The sequence below is a fragment of the Actinomyces sp. S4-C9 genome (genome assembly GCF_000758775.1).
In the GTDB taxonomy this organism is placed as follows: domain Bacteria; phylum Actinomycetota; class Actinomycetes; order Actinomycetales; family Actinomycetaceae; genus Gleimia; species Gleimia europaea.
In genome coordinates, this window is the sequence record NZ_JRMU01000020.1 from 17,503 (window position 1) to 38,581 (window position 21,079).

A 21,079-nucleotide genomic window follows, 5' to 3' on the forward strand; every position below is an offset into this window, starting at 1 on the left:
TGCTTCTACCACTGCAAAGCCACCTTCAAGAAGAAATAGACCACTGGGGCCGTCATCAACAGTGAATCGAGCCGATCCATCAAACCACCGTGACCCGGCAGCATGTTAGACATGTCTTTCAAGCCAACATCACGCTTGATCAGCGACTCGATCAAATCACCAAACGTTCCTGCAACCGTAGTTAGTAACGCCAGCGGGATACCGAGCCACCAGGCCCCGCCGAGCCAAACCATTCCACCAATACCAGCAGCAATTGAGAACACAAGCGAACCGGCGAAGCCCTCCCAAGACTTTTTCGGCGAGATCTTCGGAGCCATAGGGTGTTTACCCCACATGATTCCAAACGCCCAACCGCCCGTATCGTTAGCGACACACAACAAAACCCAAGTAATCACACCGGCCTGTGCACCCGGAGAATCCAAAATCAACACCACAAACGACGCCAACAACGCCACGTAAATCAGCGCGAACGTCGTCACCATGATGTCTAGCACCGCCTGCGGACTACGCCCATCCAACAGCTTCCACACCGCCACGGCAAACACCGTTACCGTCAGCGCGCCCAGCACGGCCTCCAAGCCCAAAAAATGGGCGCACACAACCATGCCAACGCCACCAACCCAGGCTAGCGGTAGCACGATCTCACGATTCTTCCGTGCAAAAGCTCCTGCGAGCTCCCACAGGGCCAGCACCACAGCAGCTGACACCAGCACCACAAACGCCTCGTTCGAAATAAACAAGACTGCGAGGAACAGCGCCGCTAAACCAACCCCCACACCAATCGCGGCGGGAAGGTTACGCCCTGCCCGCCCCGACGATGGTAACGGCTTATGGTTTTCAGTTGGCCCCGGATGGGTAATACGTCGTAAATCCACAGACATCCTACTTACCGTATTAAACGGTCATCAGATCCTTTTCCTTGGCCTCCAGCTCACTATCAACAAGGGCCACGAACTTCTTCGTCAGATCCTCAAGCTGCTTCTCGCCGCGCTCAACTTCGTCCTCGCCGGCTTCGCCGTCCTTCTTAATCCGCTCAAGCTCTTCCTTCGCGCGGCGACGCTCATTACGGATCGAAATGCGTCCCTCCTCCGCACGGGTACGAGCCTGCTTCACGTAATCGCGACGACGTTCCTCAGTGAGCGCCGGCAACGTGCAACGAATCAGATTGCCATCGTCCGTTGGATTGATACCCAAATCCGCATCACGAATCGCCTGAATAATGGCCTGCACCGAACCGCGGTCATACGGGCTTACCAGCACCATACGAGCCTCCGGAATCTGCACCGAAGCAAGCTGTTGCAACGGCGTCATCGCACCGTAGTACTCCACGAGAATGGAGTTAAACATCTCCGGATTAGCGCGGCCCGTACGAATATTTCCGAAATCCTTCTTTGTAGCTGAGACAGCACGCTCCATGCCATCTTCGGCCTCAAGTAGAGCATCTTCGATCATTTCTTAGTTCTCCTTCTCACAATCTTCATTAGTTACCAACGTACCGATCTTCTTCCCAAGCAGCGCGTCGGTAACATTGCCCGGCTCATTCATGCCAAACACGCGCATGTTAAGACTGTTTTCCTGACACAGTGAGAACGCCGCCGCATCAACTACCTTCAACCCACGCGCGAGTGCCTCCGAATACGTCACATAATCGAGACGCTGCGCATCAGGTTCCACTCGAGGATCAGCAGTATAAATTCCATCCACACCGTTCTTTGCCACTAACAGCTCCGAACAGCGCGTCTCCAGCGCCCTCTGCGCCGACACCGTGTCCGTTGAGAAATACGGCAACCCCGCGCCCGCACCAAACACCACGACACGCCCCTTTTCCAAATGACGGATCGCGCGGAGCGGAATGTAAGGCTCAGCAACCTGCCTCATCGAAATCGCGGACTGCACGCGTGTAGATACGCCCTGCTGCTCCAAGAAATCCTGAAGCGCAAGCGCGTTCATCACCGTGCCGAGCATGCCCATGTAGTCAGCCCGTGCCCTATCCAGACCATGCCGAGACAGCTCCGCACCGCGGAAGAAATTGCCGCCACCCACAACCACAGCAACCTGGACGCCTTCGCGAATCGCCTGCGCAATCTGTGCTGCAATCATGTTCACCACCGACGGGTCAAGGCCAATCTCTCCGCCGCCGAAAACCTCGCCAGACAACTTCAAAAGAACGCGCCGCCCGGCGCCAGACTGCTCAACCATCAGCTGCAACCCCTCCACAAATACAAATCGCGGTGCACTAACTCAACACATAGTTTAACGGATATATGACCGTAGCCCCGCCCTTGCAAGCAAGGGTCGGGGCTACAATCGGGAACTTACTAGGCACCCACGTGGAAACGAACGAAATCCGTAACCTTAGCGCCGTGCTCCTTTAGAACGTTGCCAACCTTCTTCGAAGGATCGCGAGCGTAATCCTGATCAACAAGGCAGTTCTCCGCGTAGAACGCATTCAGACGGCCCTCGACGATCTTCGGAACGATGTGCTCGGGCTTACCCTCCTGAAGCGTCAGCTTCGTAAGGGTTTCCTTCTCCTTCTCCAGAACATCAGCCGGAACCGTCGTGCGATCCAGGTAGAGCGGGGAGAACGCAGCAATATGCATCGCGATGTCGCGAGCAACCTCAGCACCAGCCGCATCGGTTGCTACCAGCACGCCAACCTGCGCCGGCAGGTCAGCCGACGAGTGGTGGAGGTAGAGCTCAACGTTCTCGCCCTCCATGTGCGCAACCTTGCCAACCTCAATCTTCTCGCCAATAACAGCACCAAGACCGTCAACCAGGTCCTTAACCGTGCCATCCTCAGCAGGCTGCTCAAGCAGATCCTGCGTGGACGTAGCGCCGCTCTTAACAGCCGCGGCCAAAACCTTCGAAGCGAAGTCAATGAACTTCTCATTCTTCACCACGAAGTCGGTCTCCGCATTCGCCTCAACCATAACGCCGACCTTGCCATCAACAACCTCGCCAGCAATAAGGCCGGCGGCGGCCGTACGATCTTCACGCTTAGACAGCGACTTTAGACCAGCAAGACGAATGATCTCCATCGCCTTTTCCTTGTCGCCGTTGGCCTCGTCAAGCGCCTTCTTAACATCCATCATGCCCGCGCCGGTCTGCTCGCGCAGAGCCTTCACATCGGCAGCAGTGTAGTTCGCCATGAAAATCTTTCCTCTTCAAGTATTAGTGGAAAGGCTTGCTCAGCCTTAGATTACTCAGCCTCCGGCGCCTGCTCTTCAGCAGCCACCTCAGCCTTGCCGGCCTCTTCAGCCTTATCGGCCTCTTCAGCCTTCTGCTCGCCTTCGGCGCTCTCCAGAAGCTCACGCTCCCACTCAGCCATCGGCTCTGCACTGGCATCCTCAGCGCCCGACTTCTGGCGACGCTCCGATCGAGCCATCAGGCCCGCTGCACATGCGTCAGCGACAACGCGGGTCAAAAGCGCAACAGCGCGAATAGCATCATCGTTACCCGGGATGCCGTAATCGACCTCATCCGGATCACAGTTGGTATCAAGCACAGCCACAACCGGGATGTTCAGCTTGCGGGCCTCAGCAATCGCAAGGTGCTCCTTGTTGGTGTCAACAACCCAAATAGCCGAAGGCAGCTTAGCCATGTCGCGAATACCGCCCAGCGAACGCTGCAACTTATTCTTCTCACGCTCCATCATGAGAAGTTCCTTCTTGGTGTGGCCCGAACCGGCAACATCCGCGAAATCGATCTCCTCAAGCTCCTTCATGCGCTGAAGACGCTTCGAAACCGTGGAGAAGTTCGTCAGCATACCGCCCAACCAGCGGTGGTTCACGTAAGGCATACCAACGCGCTCAGCCTGCTCTTCAATAGCTTCCTGAGCCTGCTTCTTCGTGCCAACAAACAGGATGTTGCCACCGTGAGCAACCATTTCCTTCACGAACTCGTAAGCCTTGTCAATATCCTCGACGGTCTTCTGCAAGTCAATGATGTAGATGCCGTTACGCTCAGTCAGGATGAAGCGCTTCATCTTCGGATTCCAGCGACGGGTCTGGTGACCAAAGTGGACACCACTTTCCAGAAGCTGACGCATGGTTACAACAGCCATGTCTCTTCCTTTCGGTGCAAAGCACCATTCACGAGCAGCGTTAGCCACTCAAAATTACAGTTATTGCCCTAAGGCCCTAGCGCCCACGAGCCAACACCCCGAAGGGACCGAAGCTGGCCACGCCGCTTACGCGGATTTGGACGCGCGATAGTCACCTGCAAGCAGGTGCCGCGTCGATTCTAGCTAAAATCTAGGCGTTTAGGAACTTCGAAGGCTCCTTTTACGCCCACATGTTTCACGGCTCACACAACGCGCCCCCATACGTGTTTCCACAGGGAGCACAAACCCGGCATATCCACAATCTTTTTGCTTCGAAATCGCTGCCGCTAACCGTTGCTCGTAGCCTACCCTGCATGGAGTTAGCGCATCGATTCATGGCTCTGCTGGCCGCCCTTGGGGCGGGCAGTGCGTTACTCAGCATGGTTGGCGCACCTGCCCGGGGTGATGTGTTCGTTGAGGATGTTAGTTCCTCTGTTCGGGTGGGCGGCACGCAGTCTCAGACCGTGGGTGGCGCGGATTCTCGGACTAATGGCTTGTCCGAAGCCTCGCATAGCCCCGATTTTTCCCCAGCGCCTAGTGGCTACGACCCCTCCGTGGTGATCTCCTGGCAAATGCCGGTAGCACCTCCCATACTTGTTGGACGCCTATTCGACCCGCCGAATAGTCCCTGGGCGTCAGGACATCGCGGGGTGGACATCTGCCCTGGTGTGGGAGCCGCAATTCACGCTCCTGCCGACGGCACAGTGGTTTACGCCGGAGAATTCTTCAACCGGAACTTAGTTTCTATTAGACATGCCAACGGCGTACGCTCCACGTTTGAGCCGGTCTCTCCCGCAGTCGCGAAAAACTCGTTTGTACAAGCCGGCGACGTGGTTGGTCACCTTGAATCCGGTCACGATTCGGATTGCCTGCACTGGGGAGCCAAAGTTAACAAATACCTGTACTTAAATCCCCTCGCCCTCATCTTGGGAGAGCCCATACTCAAGCCCCTGGACGAATAACTACTGGGACCGTTGGCGATCGATCATGCCCCCACTCACGCCCGAGGATGAGCCTGGTTCATAATCGCGCTCAAACGGCGCGCATCCACATGCGTGTATCGCTGCGTAGTTTGTAGCGACGAGTGCCCCAGCAAATCCTGCACCGCACGCAAATCAGCACCACCTTCCAACATGTGAGTTGCCGCGCTATGGCGTAAACCATGCGGGGAAATCACCGGGACACCGGCCCTGGCACACGCGGACTCCAGACGTCCTCGGACAATGCGTTGACTAATGCGCCCACCGCGAGCGCCTAAGAACAACGCCTGCTCGCCACTATCAGTAACGAGGACAGGGCGGCCCGTCTCAATCCAAACGCGCAGCGCATCATGAGCTGGCTTGCCGTACGGCACCACACGCTCCTTGTCGCCCTTGCCCAGAACTCGCAAAGTGCGTTCGGCAGCGTTCAAATGCGACAGGTTTAAGCCGGTCAGCTCCGCAACACGAATACCGCACGAATACATGACCTCAACCATTGCCCAGTCGCGAATAGCGCACGGATCACCACCTTCTGTTTGCCGGCGCAAATAGTTAAACAAAGACCGGGCCTGATCGACCGTTAGCGTCTGCGGGAGCGTTTCATCCACTCGCGCAGCCCTCAACTTCAAAGTTGGATCAACCTGAGCGATTCCCTCACGCTTCATCCATCGCCCAAACAAGCGAACACTTGCCACGTACCGCGCTACAGATGCCCTCGAACCCCCCTCGCGGACCTTGGTTGCAACCCATGCACGAAACGCCCGCGGCGTCAGTTCAGCCGAATCAAATGGCCTCGCACCCAGGCAAAAATCAAGAGCAGAGGACACATCGCTCATGTACGCGTGCACCGAAAGGTCTGCCATGCCTCGACTATGCGCCATATAGCGCTCAAATCTGGCCAGAACATCGAGCGTTGACTCGTGCAACTCCATGTTCCTCCCAAATCTATGCATCTGCTACGTCTACGGACAACGCAACTTCAGTCCTGCCTGGCGCGCCTCGTATGTGCGCTACCTGCAACGCGCGAAAGCATCGCCCTCGCACGTAACCAACTTCTTCAACAGTAGTGTAGTCATCCCCTGCTCCACCTCATCCACGCCCAAACCAGCAGCTCGAGCTACCCAACGAACCGTTGCAGATCCCTTCGCTGGAAGCGCATCGAAAACACGCTGCACATCAGCATCTAGGCGCGGCTTCTTCCCCTCGGGCATATCAAACAAGAAATCGCCTATGCCTGACATCAACTCCAATATGTCCTCAACCCCAGTCACCAAAGTCACGCCCTCACGGATCGCCTCATTGCAACCCGCCGACATCTGCGACGACACCGAACCGGGGAAAGCCCCCACCGGCCTACCCATCTCTCGCGCACGCCGAATAGTTACCAAAGCCCCTGACCTCGCCGACGCTTCCACCACCACACTCGCCTGCGATAACGCCGCGATCAGTCGGTTCCGACTCAAAAAACGCCACCGCGCTGGCCGCCAATCCGGCGGGCATTCAGCCACAATCGCACCCGACAGCTCGATCTGCTCAAACAGACCCGCGTGAGAAGCCGGGTAAAGGTACGACACTCCTCCGGCCATCACCGCCACCGTCTGCCCCACCTTCAACGCACCCACGTGAGCAGCCGCATCAATACCGAACGCTCCACCCGACACCACGCACACACCCTTGCGAGCAAGCTCAAACGCGACATCACGCGCAACCGAGTTACCGTGCGAACTCGACGCCCGCGCCCCCACAATCGCCACCCGCGGCATCGCCTTCAGCTCCCCACGCACCCAAAGCGCAGCCGGAGCCTCCAACCCCAGATCATTAAGCCCCTCGGGCCAAGCAGGATGCTCCGGCCAGAGCACCGTCCCCTCCACCCGAGCCAACGCATCCAAATCGCGCTGCACGTCCAAATCCTCCACGCGAGGCAACCACCTCTTCAGCGCCTTCACCCACGGGCGCTCACGCCCCTCCTCGTCAAACAAAATCTGCGGCGAGAGCTTCTCTACGTCCGGTTGGGTTAGCAGCCACTCGAGCGCGTCCGCGCTACCCATTTGCTCGCGCAACACCCCCGCGGCCACGTCGCCCGGTTCCACGATGGCGCTCCACGCGCACGCAACCTCTTTTTCGCTAGTCAAATCAGGAATTCGCATCATCAACTCCATTTCTAAACTTCAACGAGCTAACGAGCTCCGAAAGTCCCACCCGGCGCGCGCCGCGCACATCCGCAATCGTTAGAGCCAGGCGCAACACTCGATCTGCACCGCGCAAACTCAAAGTGCCGTCCTCAATCGCACGCTCCACACCTCGATACACCGCCGGTTCGATCCCAGACTGCGGGTCATGAAGTAGCCGCGACGGGACATGCGCATTCATAGTCCAAGGCGTGCCACGCCACCGCTCGCGTGCCCGTTCACGTGCTTGTGCAACGAGCTTGCGCGCATCCGCAGACGTATACGCCGGTGGATCCGACAACTCAGCTGGCGACGGCGTCATCATCGGGATCTGAATATCCATCCGATCCAACAACGGACCCGACAACCGGCTCATGTAGCGGCGACGCTGCAACGACGAACACATACACGACTTACGCCGGCTAATCGCATGTCCACAAGGACACGGATTAGAAGCCAAAACCAACTGGAAACGGGCGGGATACTCCACGTGATGGCGTGCCCTATGCAAATTCACAACACCCGATTCCAAGGGCTGGCGCATCGCGTCCAACACCTGGGGCGAAAACTCCGCTGCCTCATCCAGCACCAAAACACCCGCGTGCGCCCGCGAAATCGCTCCTGGCCGCGGAATCCCAGTTCCGCCACCAATAATCGCTGCCATCGTCGCACTATGATGCGGAGTTTCGATTGGCGGAGTCCTCATCAACCCACACGACGGATCGAACGTGCCACAAATCGAATGGATTGCAGTCACCTCAATCGCATCCTCATCATCAAGGGGCGGCAAAATAGTGGGTAAACGCTTAGCAAGCATCGTCTTGCCCGCGCCCGGCTCTCCAACCAACAGCAAGTGGTGACCACCCGCCGCTGCCAAAACCAACCCTTCCGCCGCGAACGCCTGGCCCCGCACATCAGCTAAATCAACCTCATCATGCGCATGCGAAACGTCCGACTGTACAGTTGGGGCTTCGCGCGAGGAAAGAGTTGGCAATCCCTCGGGCAAACGGCCTCCGAAATGAGCAACAAGATCACGCAAATGAGCGAAACCAAGAACCTCCACTCCGGGTAGCAGCCGCGCCTCCGCGAGCGAATCCTCCGCCACCACAACCTGCGCCATCCCCTCACGGCGCGCCCCAACCACCGCCGGTAACACTCCTCGGATCGGTCGCAGCGACCCATCCAAACCAAGCTCCGCCATAAACACCGCTCCATCAACGGCCTTGGGTGAAACCACTCCCCGCGCAGCCAACAGGCCCACCGCTATCGCCAAATCAAACGCGGATCCAGCCTTCGGAATCCCTGCCGGCGACAGATTTACCGTTACCCGATGCTCGAACCAATCAACACCGCACGACTGGAGGGCCGCCCGCACACGATCGCGCGACTCCCGCACCGACGCATCCGGCATACCTACCAAGTTGAACGACACCAGACCCGAACCCACGTGCGTCTCAACCGCAATAATGTGCGCCGTAATACCTGACCACGCAACCGCGTGCGTGCGCACCAAAATAGGCCTCATAACACTCCTTTCCGTTGCTCAATATCAGCCAAACTTCCCCTCACCTTCACGACCACCGCATCCATGCACACGGAGCCGCTCCGCTCATGTTCCGACAACCAAACAGCTGCCCCGCGGCGCAAAAACCGCATCTTCTGTTCCGTAATCGACTCCCACGCAGTTGCCGCCCCTCGAGCCGAACGAGTCTTCACCTCCACAAACACGATTCCCCGCTTCGGATCCCGCGCCACGATGTCCAGCTCAACTCCCCGCCTCCTGTAATTCCTGTCCAAAATCTGCCAGCCCAAGCCGGTGAGGTACTCCGCCACCAAATCCTCACCAACCTGGCCCAACCTATGTGTCCTAGCCATAACACCTCCCGTGCATCATCCTGCTGCCTCGCGTAAATAAGCTCGCCACTAACCGGGTGCGGGTGTGGACGGGCCCGGGAACAGTAGGGCTGGGGACAAGCCGGTGCGGGGCGCGGGACGCTCCCACTGAAGGGACGATGGGCAGGCGTAAACCATGACCGTGAGGGAAAGTGACAAAATCCGGGCCTCTTTTTGCCATTTCCCGTCGGAATACCGAAGCGGCACAACGCAAACACCACGACTGTGAGGGGAACTGACTATAACTGCTGCCTAAATGGGCACTTTGGGTCTGAATCGCTGTTTCATCACCAGGCCAGAACACAACAGTGAGGGAAACCGACAAAAACAGCTACTCAAACCGACACTTCCCCTCACAAAACCGAGCGCGCATCATGCCTCGAACACGAATGAGACCTAAAACGGCACAAAACACCCCTAATTCGGGCACTTCAGGTCGGAATCGATAACTACAAGCCCGCAGCTGTCGCAACCGTGAGGGGAAATAACCAAAACGGCCTGCTAATTCGGCACTTTGGGTCTGAATCGCTGTTTCATCACCAGGCCAGAACACCACCATGAGGGGAACTACCCGAAAGAGCTGCCTGATTCGACCCTTTAGGTCTGAAATGCGGATACGGCTGTTTAGGTCGGGAATACGGATATGGGAGTTTGGGTCGGAAAAGTGGGTATGGCAGTTTGGGGCGGGAATGCAGGGAGGGCAACTTGGGGCGGGCACATTCAAGGGCCGGACGCAGCGCTACACGCAGTCAGACCAAAGTGCCTCACCTAGGCAGACCAAAGCGCTACACGCAGTCAGACCAAAGCTCCTCATCTAGTTAAGCCAAAAGGTTGCGCCCAAAGAGAGCGCAAAACGGCGTGCCCAGAAAGGGGGAAAGCACGCCGCCCTAAGGAATTCACACCGCCCTCGCAAGCTATGGGAGCTCTAGCTCTGACTTGGAGAGCTCCTCGATATTCACATCCTTAAATGTCAGCACACGCACAGACTTCACAAACCGCGACGAACGGTAAATATCCCAAACCCACGCGTCCTCAAGCCGCAACTCAAAAAACACGTCATTGCCCACCGGATGCACCTGCAAATCCACCTGGTTACACAAGTAAAAACGGCGCTCCGACTCAACCACATACTTAAACAAGCTGATCACATCGCGATACTCGCGGAACAGATCCAGCTCCAAATTGTTCTCGTAATTCTCAATCTCCGGATTCATCCCCAAAGCCCCTTCCTGCCCGAACTAATCCTTCAAAAGCCGCCACGACTGCCGGTGATAAGCGCTCACGCCAATCTTAGCCAATGCCTCCCGATGCGCCGCCGACGCATAACCCTTATTCGCCGACCAACCATACCCAGGATCCGGCAAAGACACCATCAAATGGTCGCGCACAACCTTCGCCACAATCGAGGCCGCCGCCACCACCGAACACGACGCATCGGCCTTTACCAAGGTCTGCACCCTAGGCTCACCAACAGCAACAAACGCGTCCCGGCCCTCACAGGCACCAAACAAATCCTCCGTTGGAGTCAGCCAATCATGTGACCCATCCAGTAGCACCACGCCCGGCCGCACCCCGGCAGATATCAACGTTCCAAGAGCGCGAAGCCCGGCCCTCCTCAACGCCGCGGTAATGCCCAACTCATCAACCTCAGCAGCCGACGCCATCCCCACAGCCGTGGGCCACGCCCACCTTGCCGCCTCCAAAACCAGGCGCTCCCGAGCGGCCGGTGACAAAAACTTCGAATCTGCCAAAGCAGTTTCTGGTTCAACTCCAGGCGAAACCGCAACTCCCACCGCAACCGGACCAGCTAGAGCGCCGCGCCCAACCTCGTCCATGCCAACAACAGTGCCAAACCTGGACAGATCACGCTCAACACGTGTGCTTGCAAGCTTCAAGTCTGCTCACCGCACGTTCTCAAAAGGTGAATTATCCGTGGGATTCGACCAATGCCCCAAAGGCCAACTAACCCAAAACACCTTGCCCACCACGTCATTTACGTCAACAAAAGCAAGGTCTGGAATTGTCATGTGTGCGCGCGAATCCGCAGAATTATTGCGATTATCCCCCATCACCCAAAGGTGTCCCTGCGGAACCGTCACGCTAAATGGCTGGACAGAATTATCCGAACCCGACTTCAAATACGGTTCCGAAATCGCCTGACCATTTACCAGCAGACGGCCGCCATCATCACAGCACTCAACCGTGTCTCCGTCCATACCGATCACACGCTTCACCAGATGCTGATCGCCCGAGGCCGGCCGCAAACCCGTATATACCAGCGCTTTCTCAATCGCCCCGGATACCCCACCTGGCTCTGCAACGGGCGGCAGCCATTCATTGGCATCTCGGAAAACCACCACGTCACCACGTTCAAGCTCGAACACACCCGGCGTAAGTCTAGACACGAGGACGTTATCGCCAATCTGTAACGTATCCTCCATTGAACTGGACGGGATCCAAAAAGCCTGGACCAAAAAAACTCGCAATAACGAGGACAAGATCACCGCAAGAACAAGGATTAACAATACCTCGCCCACACGTCCCCGCACAGTAGTCTTCTTGGCAGACTTACCCTGATTCTCTGAATCCGGATGCACATGACGAGGCTGATATGTAGCCTCCGATTCAGAAGAGCGCTCCTCGCGCCGGACGATCGCATCAAAGTCCTGCATAACTCTCCTAAATCTCAGACCATTCCCAATGCATTAGCTTAAAACATCCGGCCCAATGTGCGTACACCAAACGCTTACGCAAGAGTAGGCCCTATAAAAGTCATGCCCCGGCAAATGCCGGGGCATGCGCAAGCACTAAAATTAGTTAGCGCGCTTCTCACGGACCTTAGCGGCCTTGCCATGACGGTCACGCAGGTAGTACAGCTTAGCGCGACGAACGCGACCAACAGTCACCACCTCAATGGACTCAATGGTTGGAGCGTGCAACGGGAACGTACGCTCAACGCCAACACCGAACGAAATCTTACGAACGGTAAACGTCTCACGAATGCCCTCGCCCTGACGGGCAATGACGATACCCTGGAAAACCTGGATACGAGTACGGTTACCCTCCGTAACCTTTACGTTCACCTTGACGGTGTCGCCGGCCTTGAATTCCGGAATATCGCTACGTAGCGAAGGCTCGTCAACGAAATCTAGCTTCTGCATGTTAATCTCCCGATCAAAACTGCCGCAGGTCAGACCTGATCATTTAGCGGCTTAGCCGCCGACTACATTTGTGGAATCTGGCCTCGGTGTCCCCCTGCGGCAGGTTTCACCGCCATTTTCCAACCGCTCCATTGTGCCATATAACGAGGACGCAGTCGACACTGTATCCTCTCGATGCCGCCGGTAGTTACCAACCTCACGGCCCCAGATAAAGGTGCAGAGGAGCAACCGTGCAGGCAAGCCATCTCCTCGTACTAAGGCTACTAAAGCTAGCGCAACGCTCTACACAGCTCGGGTCATCACCACGTCAACGTTACGAATATCACCGACCATGAACACGCGCTTACCCGAAGTAACGAATCCGTGCCTGCGGTAAAACCTCCGCGCCCGTTTGTTTTCCTTGGCCGTGCCCAGCACGAACTCAGTGCCCTTTACAAGCGGCTTCGCATCCTCAATCGCGGCCTCAAAAATTCCGCCTGCAAGCCCCGAGCCTCGCCACTTCTTCGTCACGTAAAGCTTCGAAATGTAGGTGGGTGCAGGCTCTATCTGGTCGGGCGGAATATCGCTTGGATAGTCGCCATCCTCGTACATGATGACCAGGGTGTACGCTTCTATCCGCCCGTCTATTACAGCCACTAAAACACGAAAATTTGGGTCCTCCAGCCACGAGGCAACGACCTCACTCGATAAGTTATTAGCGATGTGTTCAGCCTGAGCCTGCTCAGTTACGTATGCCGGACACGCATCCGGGAACGTGGCGGCCGCAACCTGCGCGATCTCATAAGCCTCCGTAGCTATGGCGGGGCGAATCGTCACCCTCTGCCAAGCTGCACCGTCAAGCGGCGCAATCCACCCCGACCTCGCCAAAACCTCCCGGTCCTCCAACGAAAGAGTTTGCGGATTCGTTTGATCGATTAGATCGGGCCGCACCCTCGCTGTCTTAGCGAGGGATTTGCCCCTCCTCCACGACTCGATCTGTGCATGGTTGCCGCCCATCAGCACGTCCGGCACTTCGAGTCCGCGCCACTCTAGCGGCCTGGTATAGGAGGGATATTCGAGGACGTTGCCTTCGAACGACTCTTCGTCCAAAGATTTCGGATTACTCATGAACCCATCGAGTAGGCGCGCTACCGCCTCCACGAGCACGATCGCGGCCACCTCGCCACCATTCAACACGTAATCGCCAATGGAGTACTCAAACACCTCCACGCCTGGCGTGCCCGCGTAATAATCGACGACGCGCTGATCAATACCCTCATAACGACCACAGGCAACCGCAATCTGATCTGCGGCGCATAGACTCTCCACATCTCGCTGTGTCAAAGGTTTTCCCGAGGGGGTCGGAACTGCCAAAACTCGGCGAGCTGCGCGCGGATTATCCTCACTGCCACTTACGCCGGCAGAACTATCTAAAGACGAATCACCAGCGGCATTTTCTTCGCGGATCTGGAGGATTTCATCCAGCGCCCTCCCCCAAATATCGGCGCGCATCACCATGCCCGCACCGCCACCATACGGCGAATCATCAACCGTGCGATGGCGATCCTGTGTCCAATCTCGCAAATCGTGAGCAACAATCTGTACCGCACCCGAATCCTTCGCTTTGCCCATCAGCGACAGATCGAGCACATCAAAGAACTGCGGGAAAATAGAAACCAAATCAAACCGCACGGTGCTCACTCCTCATCATCAAAGAGGCCGCCCGGCGGATCAACCACGATCACGCCCTCCTCGAGTAGCACATCGGGCACAATCTGCCTCACAAATGGCACCAAAACCTCGCGGCCACCGTAATCCACCACCAGCAGGTCCTGCGCGGCTCCGGGCACAAATCGAGAGACAACACCGCGAGGCTCTCCCCCAACCGTGCGCACCTTCAAACCCGTCAGCTCGTGGGGATACCACGCATCATCCTCGTCTAGCACATCATCAGCGTCAATCAATAATCGAGCGCCACGAAGCGCTTCCGCGCCCGTTCTGTCCTGCACCTCTTCAAACTTGACCAGCATACGGCCCTTGTGAACGCGAATCGACTCCACCGTTAGAACCCCGTGCGAGGCCGTGTCAAACTGTGCGCCTTCAAAAAAGCGCTCCTGCGGAGAATCCGTACGCAAATCCAGCGCAACTTCTCCCTTAAGAGCATGCGCCGGCCCTACAACCGCAACCAAAAGTTCCATGAAAACCCACCGCTTCAGCTCAAAATATGACTTGGGGCGGTGTGGACAAGCGCCACACCGCCCCAAAATCGAAATAACTAATCCCGATCAGTATCTATGACATCAACCCGGACCGGGCCCTTAGTAGACAGAGCCGACATGACCGCACGAAGTGCGCGAGCCGTCCGCCCATTTCTACCAATGACGCGACCCAGATCATCCGGATTAACGCGAACCTCCAGAAGCTGTCCGCGTCGCATAGACCTCGAGCTCACCTCGACATCATCAGGATTATCAACAATCCCACTGACAAGATGTTCTAGGGCATCAGCTAGCATTAGGCTTCCTCTGCCTCAGCAGCGGCTTCAGCTTCTGCCGGAGCCTCTTCCGCAGCTTCCGCTGCAGCTGCCTCAGCGGCCGCTTCTTCCTCAGCCTTCTTAGCAGCAGCGGCCTCGGCCTCTGCCTTCTGCTTGGCTTCAGCAATAGCTGCCTTACGCTTGATCGCTTCTTCCTCCGCAGCCTTAATAGCCTTCGCGGCGGCCTCTTCATCCGCAGAAGCGTACTTCACGCGCGAAACCGGGTTCTTAACACCCTTGTGCGCAGCGAGGTCACCGGTCAAACGGAGCAGGTTGCGAACCTGGTTGGACGGCTGAGCACCGACACCGAGCCAGTACTGAGCACGCTCGCCCTTAATCGAAATGTGCGACGGCGTACGCGTCGGATCGTAGGTACCGATCTCTTCAATCACGCGACCATCGCGCTTCTTGCGCTGATCAACGACAACTACACGGTAGAACGGTGCGTGGACCTTGCCCATGCGCTTTAGTCGAATACGAACTGCCACTTTAGTGGTCACTCCTTGATTTATTAGGGTGGACCCAAACCGCTATCGGGGGTTACACAAACAGTGGTTAGAATCCTGGACGCGAAGAACTACGGTAGAGAGGGGTCCGCAGACTTCGAGTACAACGCTCCATTGTGCCAGAAAACGAGCCAAAAAGGGAAGTGTATTTGACCTAAGTAGGCAGGATTTATCGTGCGATTGGTCACGGCACTCCCTCGCAAGCTACGTCGTAATGCGTAGCGCAGGGAACTCTTCCCATAATAGTGAGAGCATGGGTATGAGCGAAAGGACATCATGAGCACTGAACAATACCGGTTGGACAATCCGCCAAGAATCGTCGGCCTCGACCCTGAAACCACGCGAAGCCTGCAGCGGGGCGATCTAACCCACGAACTTGCACTCATGTGCCGAGCTGCAGCAACCGCAGTGGAACCATACCTGCTGGCCTCAAGGGTGAAACTTGACGCTGCAACCACCGAAACCAAAGCGAACTTTCACGATCCAGTCACGCCCTACGACAAAGCTGCCGAGACCGCGATCAGCGCCCTCCTGGGTAGCTTCATCCCCGGCTCACTAAAGCTTGGTGAAGAGCACGGTGAAGAAATTCTCCCCGGCGGTACCCCTACCGACTTCCCCGATGAGATCCCCATCGTAGAGCCCAATTTTCACGTGGACGCCCGGTCACTGGCCTCGCGCGTGAAATGGATAATTGATCCCATTGATGGCACCGCGAACTTCGCCGCTGGATTCCCCTACTTTGGCACATCCGTCGCAGCCTCCCTCGACGGCGAAATCGTAGCCGGAGCCATTACCGTTCCCTACAACAATGAAGTGTTCTGGGCCAACGAGACCGAGGGATGGATTGAACGCGGAGATGACTTCTACGCGCTAAAGTCCGGCAACATTCAAGGCAGCAAGACTATTACAGCTGAGAGCGAGGCACTGCTCCTCACCTACTTCCCCACCGTATCTGAGGTGAAACAGTTCCCGAACCTAGCAGCGCAGGGACTAACTGATCTGCTATCCACCTTCCGCGCCATGCGCCGCCCGGGAGCGTGCGCCCTTGACCTCGCCCAAGTTGCCGCTGGTCGCGCAGGAGCCGTCTTCGCCACGCGAATCAAACTGTGGGACATTGCAGCGGGCGTCCATCTGGTGCGAGTAAGTGGCGGACACGTGGACCAACGTGACCTCGGAAACGAAGCAACGGGCACGCAACCGGCCATTGCCGCTACGTCCGCGGGTCTCAAATCTGAGATGCTTGCGAACCTACTGGATCAAGTGCAATCCCAGTATTAGAGGCTCTCGACGCGCTCTACGCCTCGATAAAACACATGTGTTGGTCGTTGCAAGACCTCAACGTTTTGACACGGGTCAGCACCAAACATTACGAGGTCAGCGTCGGCGCCCTCATGCAGGCCAGCCGCGCCAAGGTACTCGCGGGCCTTCCACGTTACTAAATCGACAATTTGTGACGGGGCAAGGCCCATCGTGCGCCACATCGCAACCTCTTTTGCTACCTGGCCGTGCGCCTGATACCCACCCGCATCCGTGCCGGGAAGCAACTGCACTCCAGCATCGATAAAACTCCCCAGAGTAGCCTCATGGCGCTCCCACAAATCCGTCATAGTTTGCGCGTACACCGGGTATTTCTTGCTCCCTGCTCGCGCGAACTGCGGGAACAACGCCACCTGCATCAGCGTGGGCGTAACCGCGATTCCCATTCGGGAGGCCTCCTGCACATGTTCGGGCCTCATTCCAGTGCCATGTTCAATACAGTCCACTCCGGCTTCGAGAAGGCCATCAATCGCCTTTTCACCAAACGAGTGGACCGTTACCCGCGCCCCTACCTCATGTGCGGCTAACACGCCTTCCTTTAGCGCCTGCGTATCCCACAACGGATCCAGGTCCGAATCCGCCCCGTTTGATCGGTCGATCCAGTCGGCGACTACCTTCACCCAGCCAGTACCCGCCCGCGCCTGGGCCTCCATCACGGAGGGTAACTGCGCATCCGAGGTCTCGATCGCATACCCGCGAATGTAACGCTTGTACTTAGCGATATGCCTGCCCGCCCGCAAGATGGTGAGAGCATCAACCCGCCCATTGATCCACGAGTTGTCACCAATCACGCCGCAATCGCGCACCAGGAGCACGCCCGCATCGCGGTTGGCGTGAGCCTGAGCAAGCATCTGCTCGCCCGCGGTCTGCCCCTGCGGGCCTATCCCAATATGACAGTGAACATCCACCAGGCCGGGAGTTACCCATACGTCATCAAAATCATTAGCCACGCCCGCCCGGCTGAACTCACTACCGAGGTGGCGAATCTTCCCGTCTCGCACCTCAAACGTGCCGCTAACCCACTCGTGAGGGCCAGCGGTTGAACTCACCTCGCGCTCGCAACATGCCACATCGCCGGGCGTAAGGGAAAACTCCCCGACCTTCGGGGAGTTTTGCCAAAGTACGTGGCCAGAAAACCTCATTAGCCGCCAAATCCGCCCAGCATGCGCTTAACGTCATCCGGCAGATCATCCATTGTGGGACGAGGTGCTCCCTGCTGCACGCCAAACGCGGACCCCTGACGCTGTTCCTTTGGAAGCATCGCCTTCAGTTCCTGCTGGCGACGCTTCGCCGGATTGCCCGATACTCCGGACTTCGAGCGCTTCTTAGACTTCTTTGGCTGACGAGCGCCGGCCCGCTTGCCCGCACCCGGCAGGTTCCCCATACCTGGGAAGCCACCCATACCGGGCATTCCACCGCCGGCCCCCATGCGCTTCATCATTTCGCGAGCGGCCTCAAAGCGCTTAACCAACGAATTGACTTCCGCAACTGTGGTGCCCGAACCAGCCGCGATGCGACGCCTGCGAGAACCATCGAGCACCTTGACGTTGTTACGCTCAGCAGGCGTCATCGACCTCACGATCGCTTCGATGCGTGACACTTCCCGCTCGTCAAAGTTCTCCAGCTGCTCACGCATCTGCCCCGCTCCCGGCATCATTCCAAGGAGCTTCTTCATCGAACCGAGTTTGCGCACCTGCTGTAACTGGTTCAGGAAGTCATCCAGCGTCAGCTCACCCGACATTGCCTTGGCAGCAACATCCTCGGCCTCACGCTGGTCGATCTTCTTCTCAGCCTGTTCGATAAGGGTGAGAATGTCACCCATATCGAGGATTCGCCCAGCCATGCGGTCCGGGTGGAAACGCTCGAAGTCCTCCAACCCTTCGCCAGTGGATGCGAATAGGATCGGCTGACCGGTAACGCCACGCACCGACAGCGCCGCACCACCGCGCGCATCGCCATCAAGCTTGGACAGGACAACACCCGTAAATCCAACACCGTCGCGGAACGCAACCGAAGTTTGTACCGCATCCTGACCGACCATGGCATCTAGAACGAACAGGATCTCGTGCGGATTCACGGCGTTACGAATATCGCGCGCCTGCTGCATCATCTCTTCGTCAACGCCCAGGCGGCCCGCCGTATCGACGATTACGAGGTCGAATCCATTCTCAATCGCATGGTTGAGGCCCGAACGAGCAACCTGCACAGGGTTGCCCACTCCATTACCCGGCTCCGGGGCCCACACTTCAACACCGGCACGCTTACCAATAACTTCAAGTTGGGTGACAGCATTTGGACGCTGTAAGTCCGAGGCCACGAGGAGGACGCGCTTGCCCTCCTCCTTCATCCAGTGGCCTAGCTTGCCAGCCAGCGTGGTTTTACCAGCACCCTGCAAACCAGCGAGCATGAACACCGTGGGGCCGCGCTGAGCAAAGTGAAGCTCACGCGTTTCACCACCCAAGACCTCCACAAGCTGGTCGTGAACAACGCGCACAACCTGCTGGCCCGGATTCAGTCCCTTCGTCACGGTGATGCCGCGAGCTTCCTCACGAACCTTCTTAGTGAACTCGCGAACTACGGGCAGTGCGACGTCCGCGTCAAGAAGGGCGCGGCGAATCTCTGACGCGGTTGCATCAATATCCGCATCGGTGATCACGCCTTTGCCGCGAAGTTTACGGAAAGAATCTGTTAGACGATCAGAGAGGTTTTGAAACACGTTATTGATCCTGTTTTCGAAAAGTTACTGCATCCTACCTTAACCGATGAGGAGCTTAGCCAACGATTGCATCCACGAAGTCTTCGGAGCTGAATGGGGCCAGGTCGTCCGCACCTTCGCCCAAGCCCACAAGCTTCACCGGCACTCCAAGCGCCTTCTGCACCGAAACGACAATGCCGCCCTTAGCTGATCCGTCCAGCTTGGTAAGAACCACACCGCTCACGTCAACAACTTGGGCGAAAATCTCCGCCTGGCGCAAACCGTTCTGCCCAGTGGTGGCGTCTAGAACCAGTAGCGTTTCAGCGATTGGCCCCTGTTTTTCCATGACGCGCCTCACCTTGCCGAGCTCGTCCATCAACGTGGACTTATTTTGCAAACGCCCCGCGGTGTCCACCAAAACCACGTCCACCGCGTCCTCACGTCCGGTCTTTATGGCATCAAATGCGACCGAGGAGGGATCTGCCCCCTCAAGTTCAGAGCGAACAGTCCTCACGCCCACGCGCTCGCCCCAAGTGGTGAGCTGTTCGGCTGCCGCTGCACGGAAGGTATCAGCTGCACCGAGGAGTACGGACTTATCCTCTGCAACGAGAAGACGGGCCAACTTACCCACGGTTGTGGTTTTTCCCGTGCCATTAACACCAACCACGAGAACCACGGCAGGGTGTGTATCCGTCTCGGTCTGAACGGGCACAAGATTCAAAGAGCGGTCCTTGCTCGGATCCACGGCGGCAAGAAGCTCCTCGCGCAGTAGCGTGCGCACACGCTCCGGATCGGACGTGTCCTCAACCTTCACCTTTTGGCGCAGGCCCTGCATGATCTGATCCGTAGTGTCGAGGCCAAGATCAGCCATGAGGAGCGTGTCTTCAAGTTCCTCCCAGTCTTCCTCGGACAGATCACCGCGCGAAAGAATACCGAGGAGGGCAGAACCGATGCGTCCCGAACCGGCAAGACGTGAGCGCAGGCGATGCATGCGGCTGGGGGCCGACTCAGGTTGATCGAGTTCGCCTGCTGGAGCAGGCTCCTGTTCCAATGTGGAGGCAGCATCCGTTGGTTCGCTCTCAACAGTCTCCGGCTCGCCCTGGGTTTGTGGGCCTGCGGGGACCTCACTTTCAAGTTGTTCCGTCTCTACCCGGTCAGTTTCGGCTTCGGGCTTTGCCTCAATCTGCGGCTTGCGTGGCGCTGGTGGCAGTTCTTTATTGCGCGCACGTGATACCGCTACTGCGCCACCAACAGCCAGGAGTCCAACGAGGATCCACACCAAATACATGTTGGATCCGAGAAAATCTAGAAATGCGTCCATGCATTAATGATTACGCACCGGAGTGCCGTTCACCAATAATAAGCGCCACAAAATACCGTCGTGGCTACGTAAAAGTGACCTAGTCGTCAGAGGGAGTGGACCGCTGTTCAAGGCTTGGCAGTTCCTCTGCCCGCAAATACGCGGACCCCTCGCGCCCCTCTTTCTTAATCACAGCTTCAAGCGAGGACTTACGGGGCGTCACCGGATCTGGCTTTTGCCCTTCATTATCGGCCTGTTTCCACTCGCTCGTTGTCTTCTCGAGGTGAACCTGCCAGTCTGAAACAGATCTGCGAGTAACCAGAAGTACCACAAGGACGCCCACCGCAAGCGCAAGGATAACGGTCAGCGTGACGAAAATGAAGAAGGCCGGTTGTAGCACTCTTCTAGGGTGCCAGATCCAAACAGATACGCAATAGAAAACACG

The 21,079-nt window shown here is 57.3% G+C and carries 24 protein-coding genes; 2 read left to right on the top strand and 22 right to left on the bottom strand.

Features of this window, described 5'->3' with window-relative positions:
- Positions 1–5 precede the first annotated feature (5 nt).
- The 5 genes from HMPREF1628_RS07870 to rpsB all read right to left on the bottom strand — a co-directional run bounded on the left by HMPREF1628_RS07870 (position 6) and on the right by rpsB (position 4,063).
- Complete coding sequence (locus HMPREF1628_RS07870; protein ID WP_396334842.1) at positions 6–875, bottom strand: phosphatidate cytidylyltransferase; 870 nt, start codon at positions 873–875, stop codon at positions 6–8.
- Positions 876–894: 19 nt separating this feature from the next.
- Positions 895–1,452, bottom strand: coding sequence for a ribosome recycling factor (gene frr, locus HMPREF1628_RS07875; RefSeq protein WP_034510696.1), 558 nt, complete (start codon positions 1,450–1,452; stop codon positions 895–897).
- A gap of 3 nt (positions 1,453–1,455) precedes the next feature.
- On the bottom strand, positions 1,456–2,199 hold the full coding sequence (pyrH, locus tag HMPREF1628_RS07880; protein ID WP_034510699.1) for a UMP kinase: 744 nt from the start codon (positions 2,197–2,199) through the stop codon (positions 1,456–1,458).
- Positions 2,200–2,318: 119 nt separating this feature from the next.
- The gene (gene tsf, locus HMPREF1628_RS07885; protein WP_034510701.1) at positions 2,319–3,149 is read right to left on the bottom strand and encodes a translation elongation factor Ts; all 831 of its coding nucleotides are present in this window, start codon (positions 3,147–3,149) and stop codon (positions 2,319–2,321) included.
- Positions 3,150–3,199: 50 nt separating this feature from the next.
- Positions 3,200–4,063 (bottom strand): 30S ribosomal protein S2, encoded by an 864-nt coding sequence (gene rpsB, locus HMPREF1628_RS07890; RefSeq protein ID WP_034510703.1) that lies wholly within the window; start codon positions 4,061–4,063, stop codon positions 3,200–3,202.
- 353 nt (positions 4,064–4,416) lie between these two features.
- On the opposite strand from rpsB, the gene HMPREF1628_RS08750 reads away from it, so the two are divergent.
- On the top strand, positions 4,417–5,064 hold the full coding sequence (locus HMPREF1628_RS08750; RefSeq protein ID WP_198030428.1) for a M23 family metallopeptidase: 648 nt from the start codon (positions 4,417–4,419) through the stop codon (positions 5,062–5,064).
- Positions 5,065–5,099: 35 nt separating this feature from the next.
- Here HMPREF1628_RS08750 and HMPREF1628_RS07900 read toward each other — a convergent pair whose 3' ends face one another.
- The 13 genes from HMPREF1628_RS07900 to rpsP all read right to left on the bottom strand — a co-directional run bounded on the left by HMPREF1628_RS07900 (position 5,100) and on the right by rpsP (position 15,304).
- Positions 5,100–6,014, bottom strand: a complete 915-nt coding sequence (locus HMPREF1628_RS07900) for a tyrosine recombinase XerC (RefSeq protein ID WP_034510710.1) — start codon at positions 6,012–6,014, stop codon at positions 5,100–5,102.
- 78 nt (positions 6,015–6,092) lie between these two features.
- Entirely contained in the window at positions 6,093–7,232 is a 1,140-nt protein-coding gene (dprA, locus tag HMPREF1628_RS07905) for a DNA-processing protein DprA (protein WP_232219421.1), read from the bottom strand.
- Complete coding sequence (locus tag HMPREF1628_RS07910; RefSeq protein ID WP_034510712.1) at positions 7,216–8,775, bottom strand: YifB family Mg chelatase-like AAA ATPase; 1,560 nt, start codon at positions 8,773–8,775, stop codon at positions 7,216–7,218. The genes dprA and HMPREF1628_RS07910 overlap by 17 nt, the downstream gene beginning before the upstream one ends.
- Complete coding sequence (locus HMPREF1628_RS07915) at positions 8,772–9,125, bottom strand: YraN family protein (protein ID WP_034510715.1); 354 nt, start codon at positions 9,123–9,125, stop codon at positions 8,772–8,774. The genes HMPREF1628_RS07910 and HMPREF1628_RS07915 overlap by 4 nt, the downstream gene beginning before the upstream one ends.
- A 48-nt stretch (positions 9,126–9,173) precedes the next feature.
- The gene (locus HMPREF1628_RS09210) at positions 9,174–9,350 is read right to left on the bottom strand and encodes a hypothetical protein (protein ID WP_232219422.1); all 177 of its coding nucleotides are present in this window, start codon (positions 9,348–9,350) and stop codon (positions 9,174–9,176) included.
- Positions 9,351–10,057: 707 nt separating this feature from the next.
- Positions 10,058–10,357, bottom strand: a complete 300-nt coding sequence (locus tag HMPREF1628_RS07925; protein WP_034510720.1) for a DUF2469 domain-containing protein — start codon at positions 10,355–10,357, stop codon at positions 10,058–10,060.
- Positions 10,358–10,381: 24 nt separating this feature from the next.
- On the bottom strand, positions 10,382–11,038 hold the full coding sequence (locus HMPREF1628_RS07930) for a ribonuclease HII (RefSeq protein ID WP_034510722.1): 657 nt from the start codon (positions 11,036–11,038) through the stop codon (positions 10,382–10,384).
- Positions 11,039–11,044: 6 nt separating this feature from the next.
- Positions 11,045–11,815, bottom strand: a complete 771-nt coding sequence (lepB, locus tag HMPREF1628_RS07935; protein ID WP_034510724.1) for a signal peptidase I — start codon at positions 11,813–11,815, stop codon at positions 11,045–11,047.
- A 141-nt stretch (positions 11,816–11,956) separates the two neighbouring features.
- Positions 11,957–12,304, bottom strand: a complete 348-nt coding sequence (rplS, locus tag HMPREF1628_RS07940; protein ID WP_034510726.1) for a 50S ribosomal protein L19 — start codon at positions 12,302–12,304, stop codon at positions 11,957–11,959.
- 282 nt (positions 12,305–12,586) lie between these two features.
- Positions 12,587–13,975: a tRNA (guanosine(37)-N1)-methyltransferase TrmD gene (gene trmD, locus HMPREF1628_RS07945; protein ID WP_034510789.1), complete on the bottom strand. Its 1,389-nt coding sequence runs from the start codon at positions 13,973–13,975 to the stop codon at positions 12,587–12,589.
- 5 nt (positions 13,976–13,980) lie between these two features.
- Complete coding sequence (rimM, locus tag HMPREF1628_RS07950; protein WP_034510727.1) at positions 13,981–14,481, bottom strand: ribosome maturation factor RimM; 501 nt, start codon at positions 14,479–14,481, stop codon at positions 13,981–13,983.
- 77 nt (positions 14,482–14,558) lie between these two features.
- Entirely contained in the window at positions 14,559–14,798 is a 240-nt protein-coding gene (locus HMPREF1628_RS07955; RefSeq protein WP_034510729.1) for an RNA-binding protein, read from the bottom strand.
- Positions 14,798–15,304 carry a 30S ribosomal protein S16 gene (gene rpsP, locus HMPREF1628_RS07960; protein WP_034510730.1) on the bottom strand — a complete coding sequence of 169 codons (507 nt, stop codon included), beginning with the start codon at positions 15,302–15,304 and terminating at the stop codon, positions 14,798–14,800. The genes HMPREF1628_RS07955 and rpsP overlap by 1 nt, the downstream gene beginning before the upstream one ends.
- Before the next feature lie 294 nt (positions 15,305–15,598).
- On the opposite strand from rpsP, the gene HMPREF1628_RS07965 reads away from it, so the two are divergent.
- A complete protein-coding gene (locus tag HMPREF1628_RS07965; protein ID WP_034510735.1) occupies positions 15,599–16,600 on the top strand; it encodes an inositol monophosphatase family protein in 1,002 nt (333 codons plus the stop codon).
- Here HMPREF1628_RS07965 and HMPREF1628_RS07970 read toward each other — a convergent pair.
- From HMPREF1628_RS07970 to HMPREF1628_RS07985, 4 genes are all read right to left on the bottom strand, one after another.
- A complete protein-coding gene (locus HMPREF1628_RS07970) occupies positions 16,597–17,781 on the bottom strand; it encodes an amidohydrolase family protein (RefSeq protein ID WP_034510738.1) in 1,185 nt (394 codons plus the stop codon). The two genes, HMPREF1628_RS07965 and HMPREF1628_RS07970, sit on opposite strands and share 4 nt — an antisense overlap.
- Positions 17,781–19,355, bottom strand: a complete 1,575-nt coding sequence (gene ffh / locus HMPREF1628_RS07975; RefSeq protein WP_034510742.1) for a signal recognition particle protein — start codon at positions 19,353–19,355, stop codon at positions 17,781–17,783. The genes HMPREF1628_RS07970 and ffh overlap by 1 nt, the downstream gene beginning before the upstream one ends.
- Positions 19,356–19,410: 55 nt before the next feature.
- Positions 19,411–20,655, bottom strand: coding sequence for a signal recognition particle-docking protein FtsY (ftsY, locus tag HMPREF1628_RS07980; protein WP_034510746.1), 1,245 nt, complete (start codon positions 20,653–20,655; stop codon positions 19,411–19,413).
- 79 nt (positions 20,656–20,734) lie between these two features.
- Positions 20,735–21,034, bottom strand: a complete 300-nt coding sequence (locus HMPREF1628_RS07985) for a hypothetical protein (protein ID WP_034510748.1) — start codon at positions 21,032–21,034, stop codon at positions 20,735–20,737.
- Positions 21,035–21,079 lie beyond the last annotated feature (45 nt).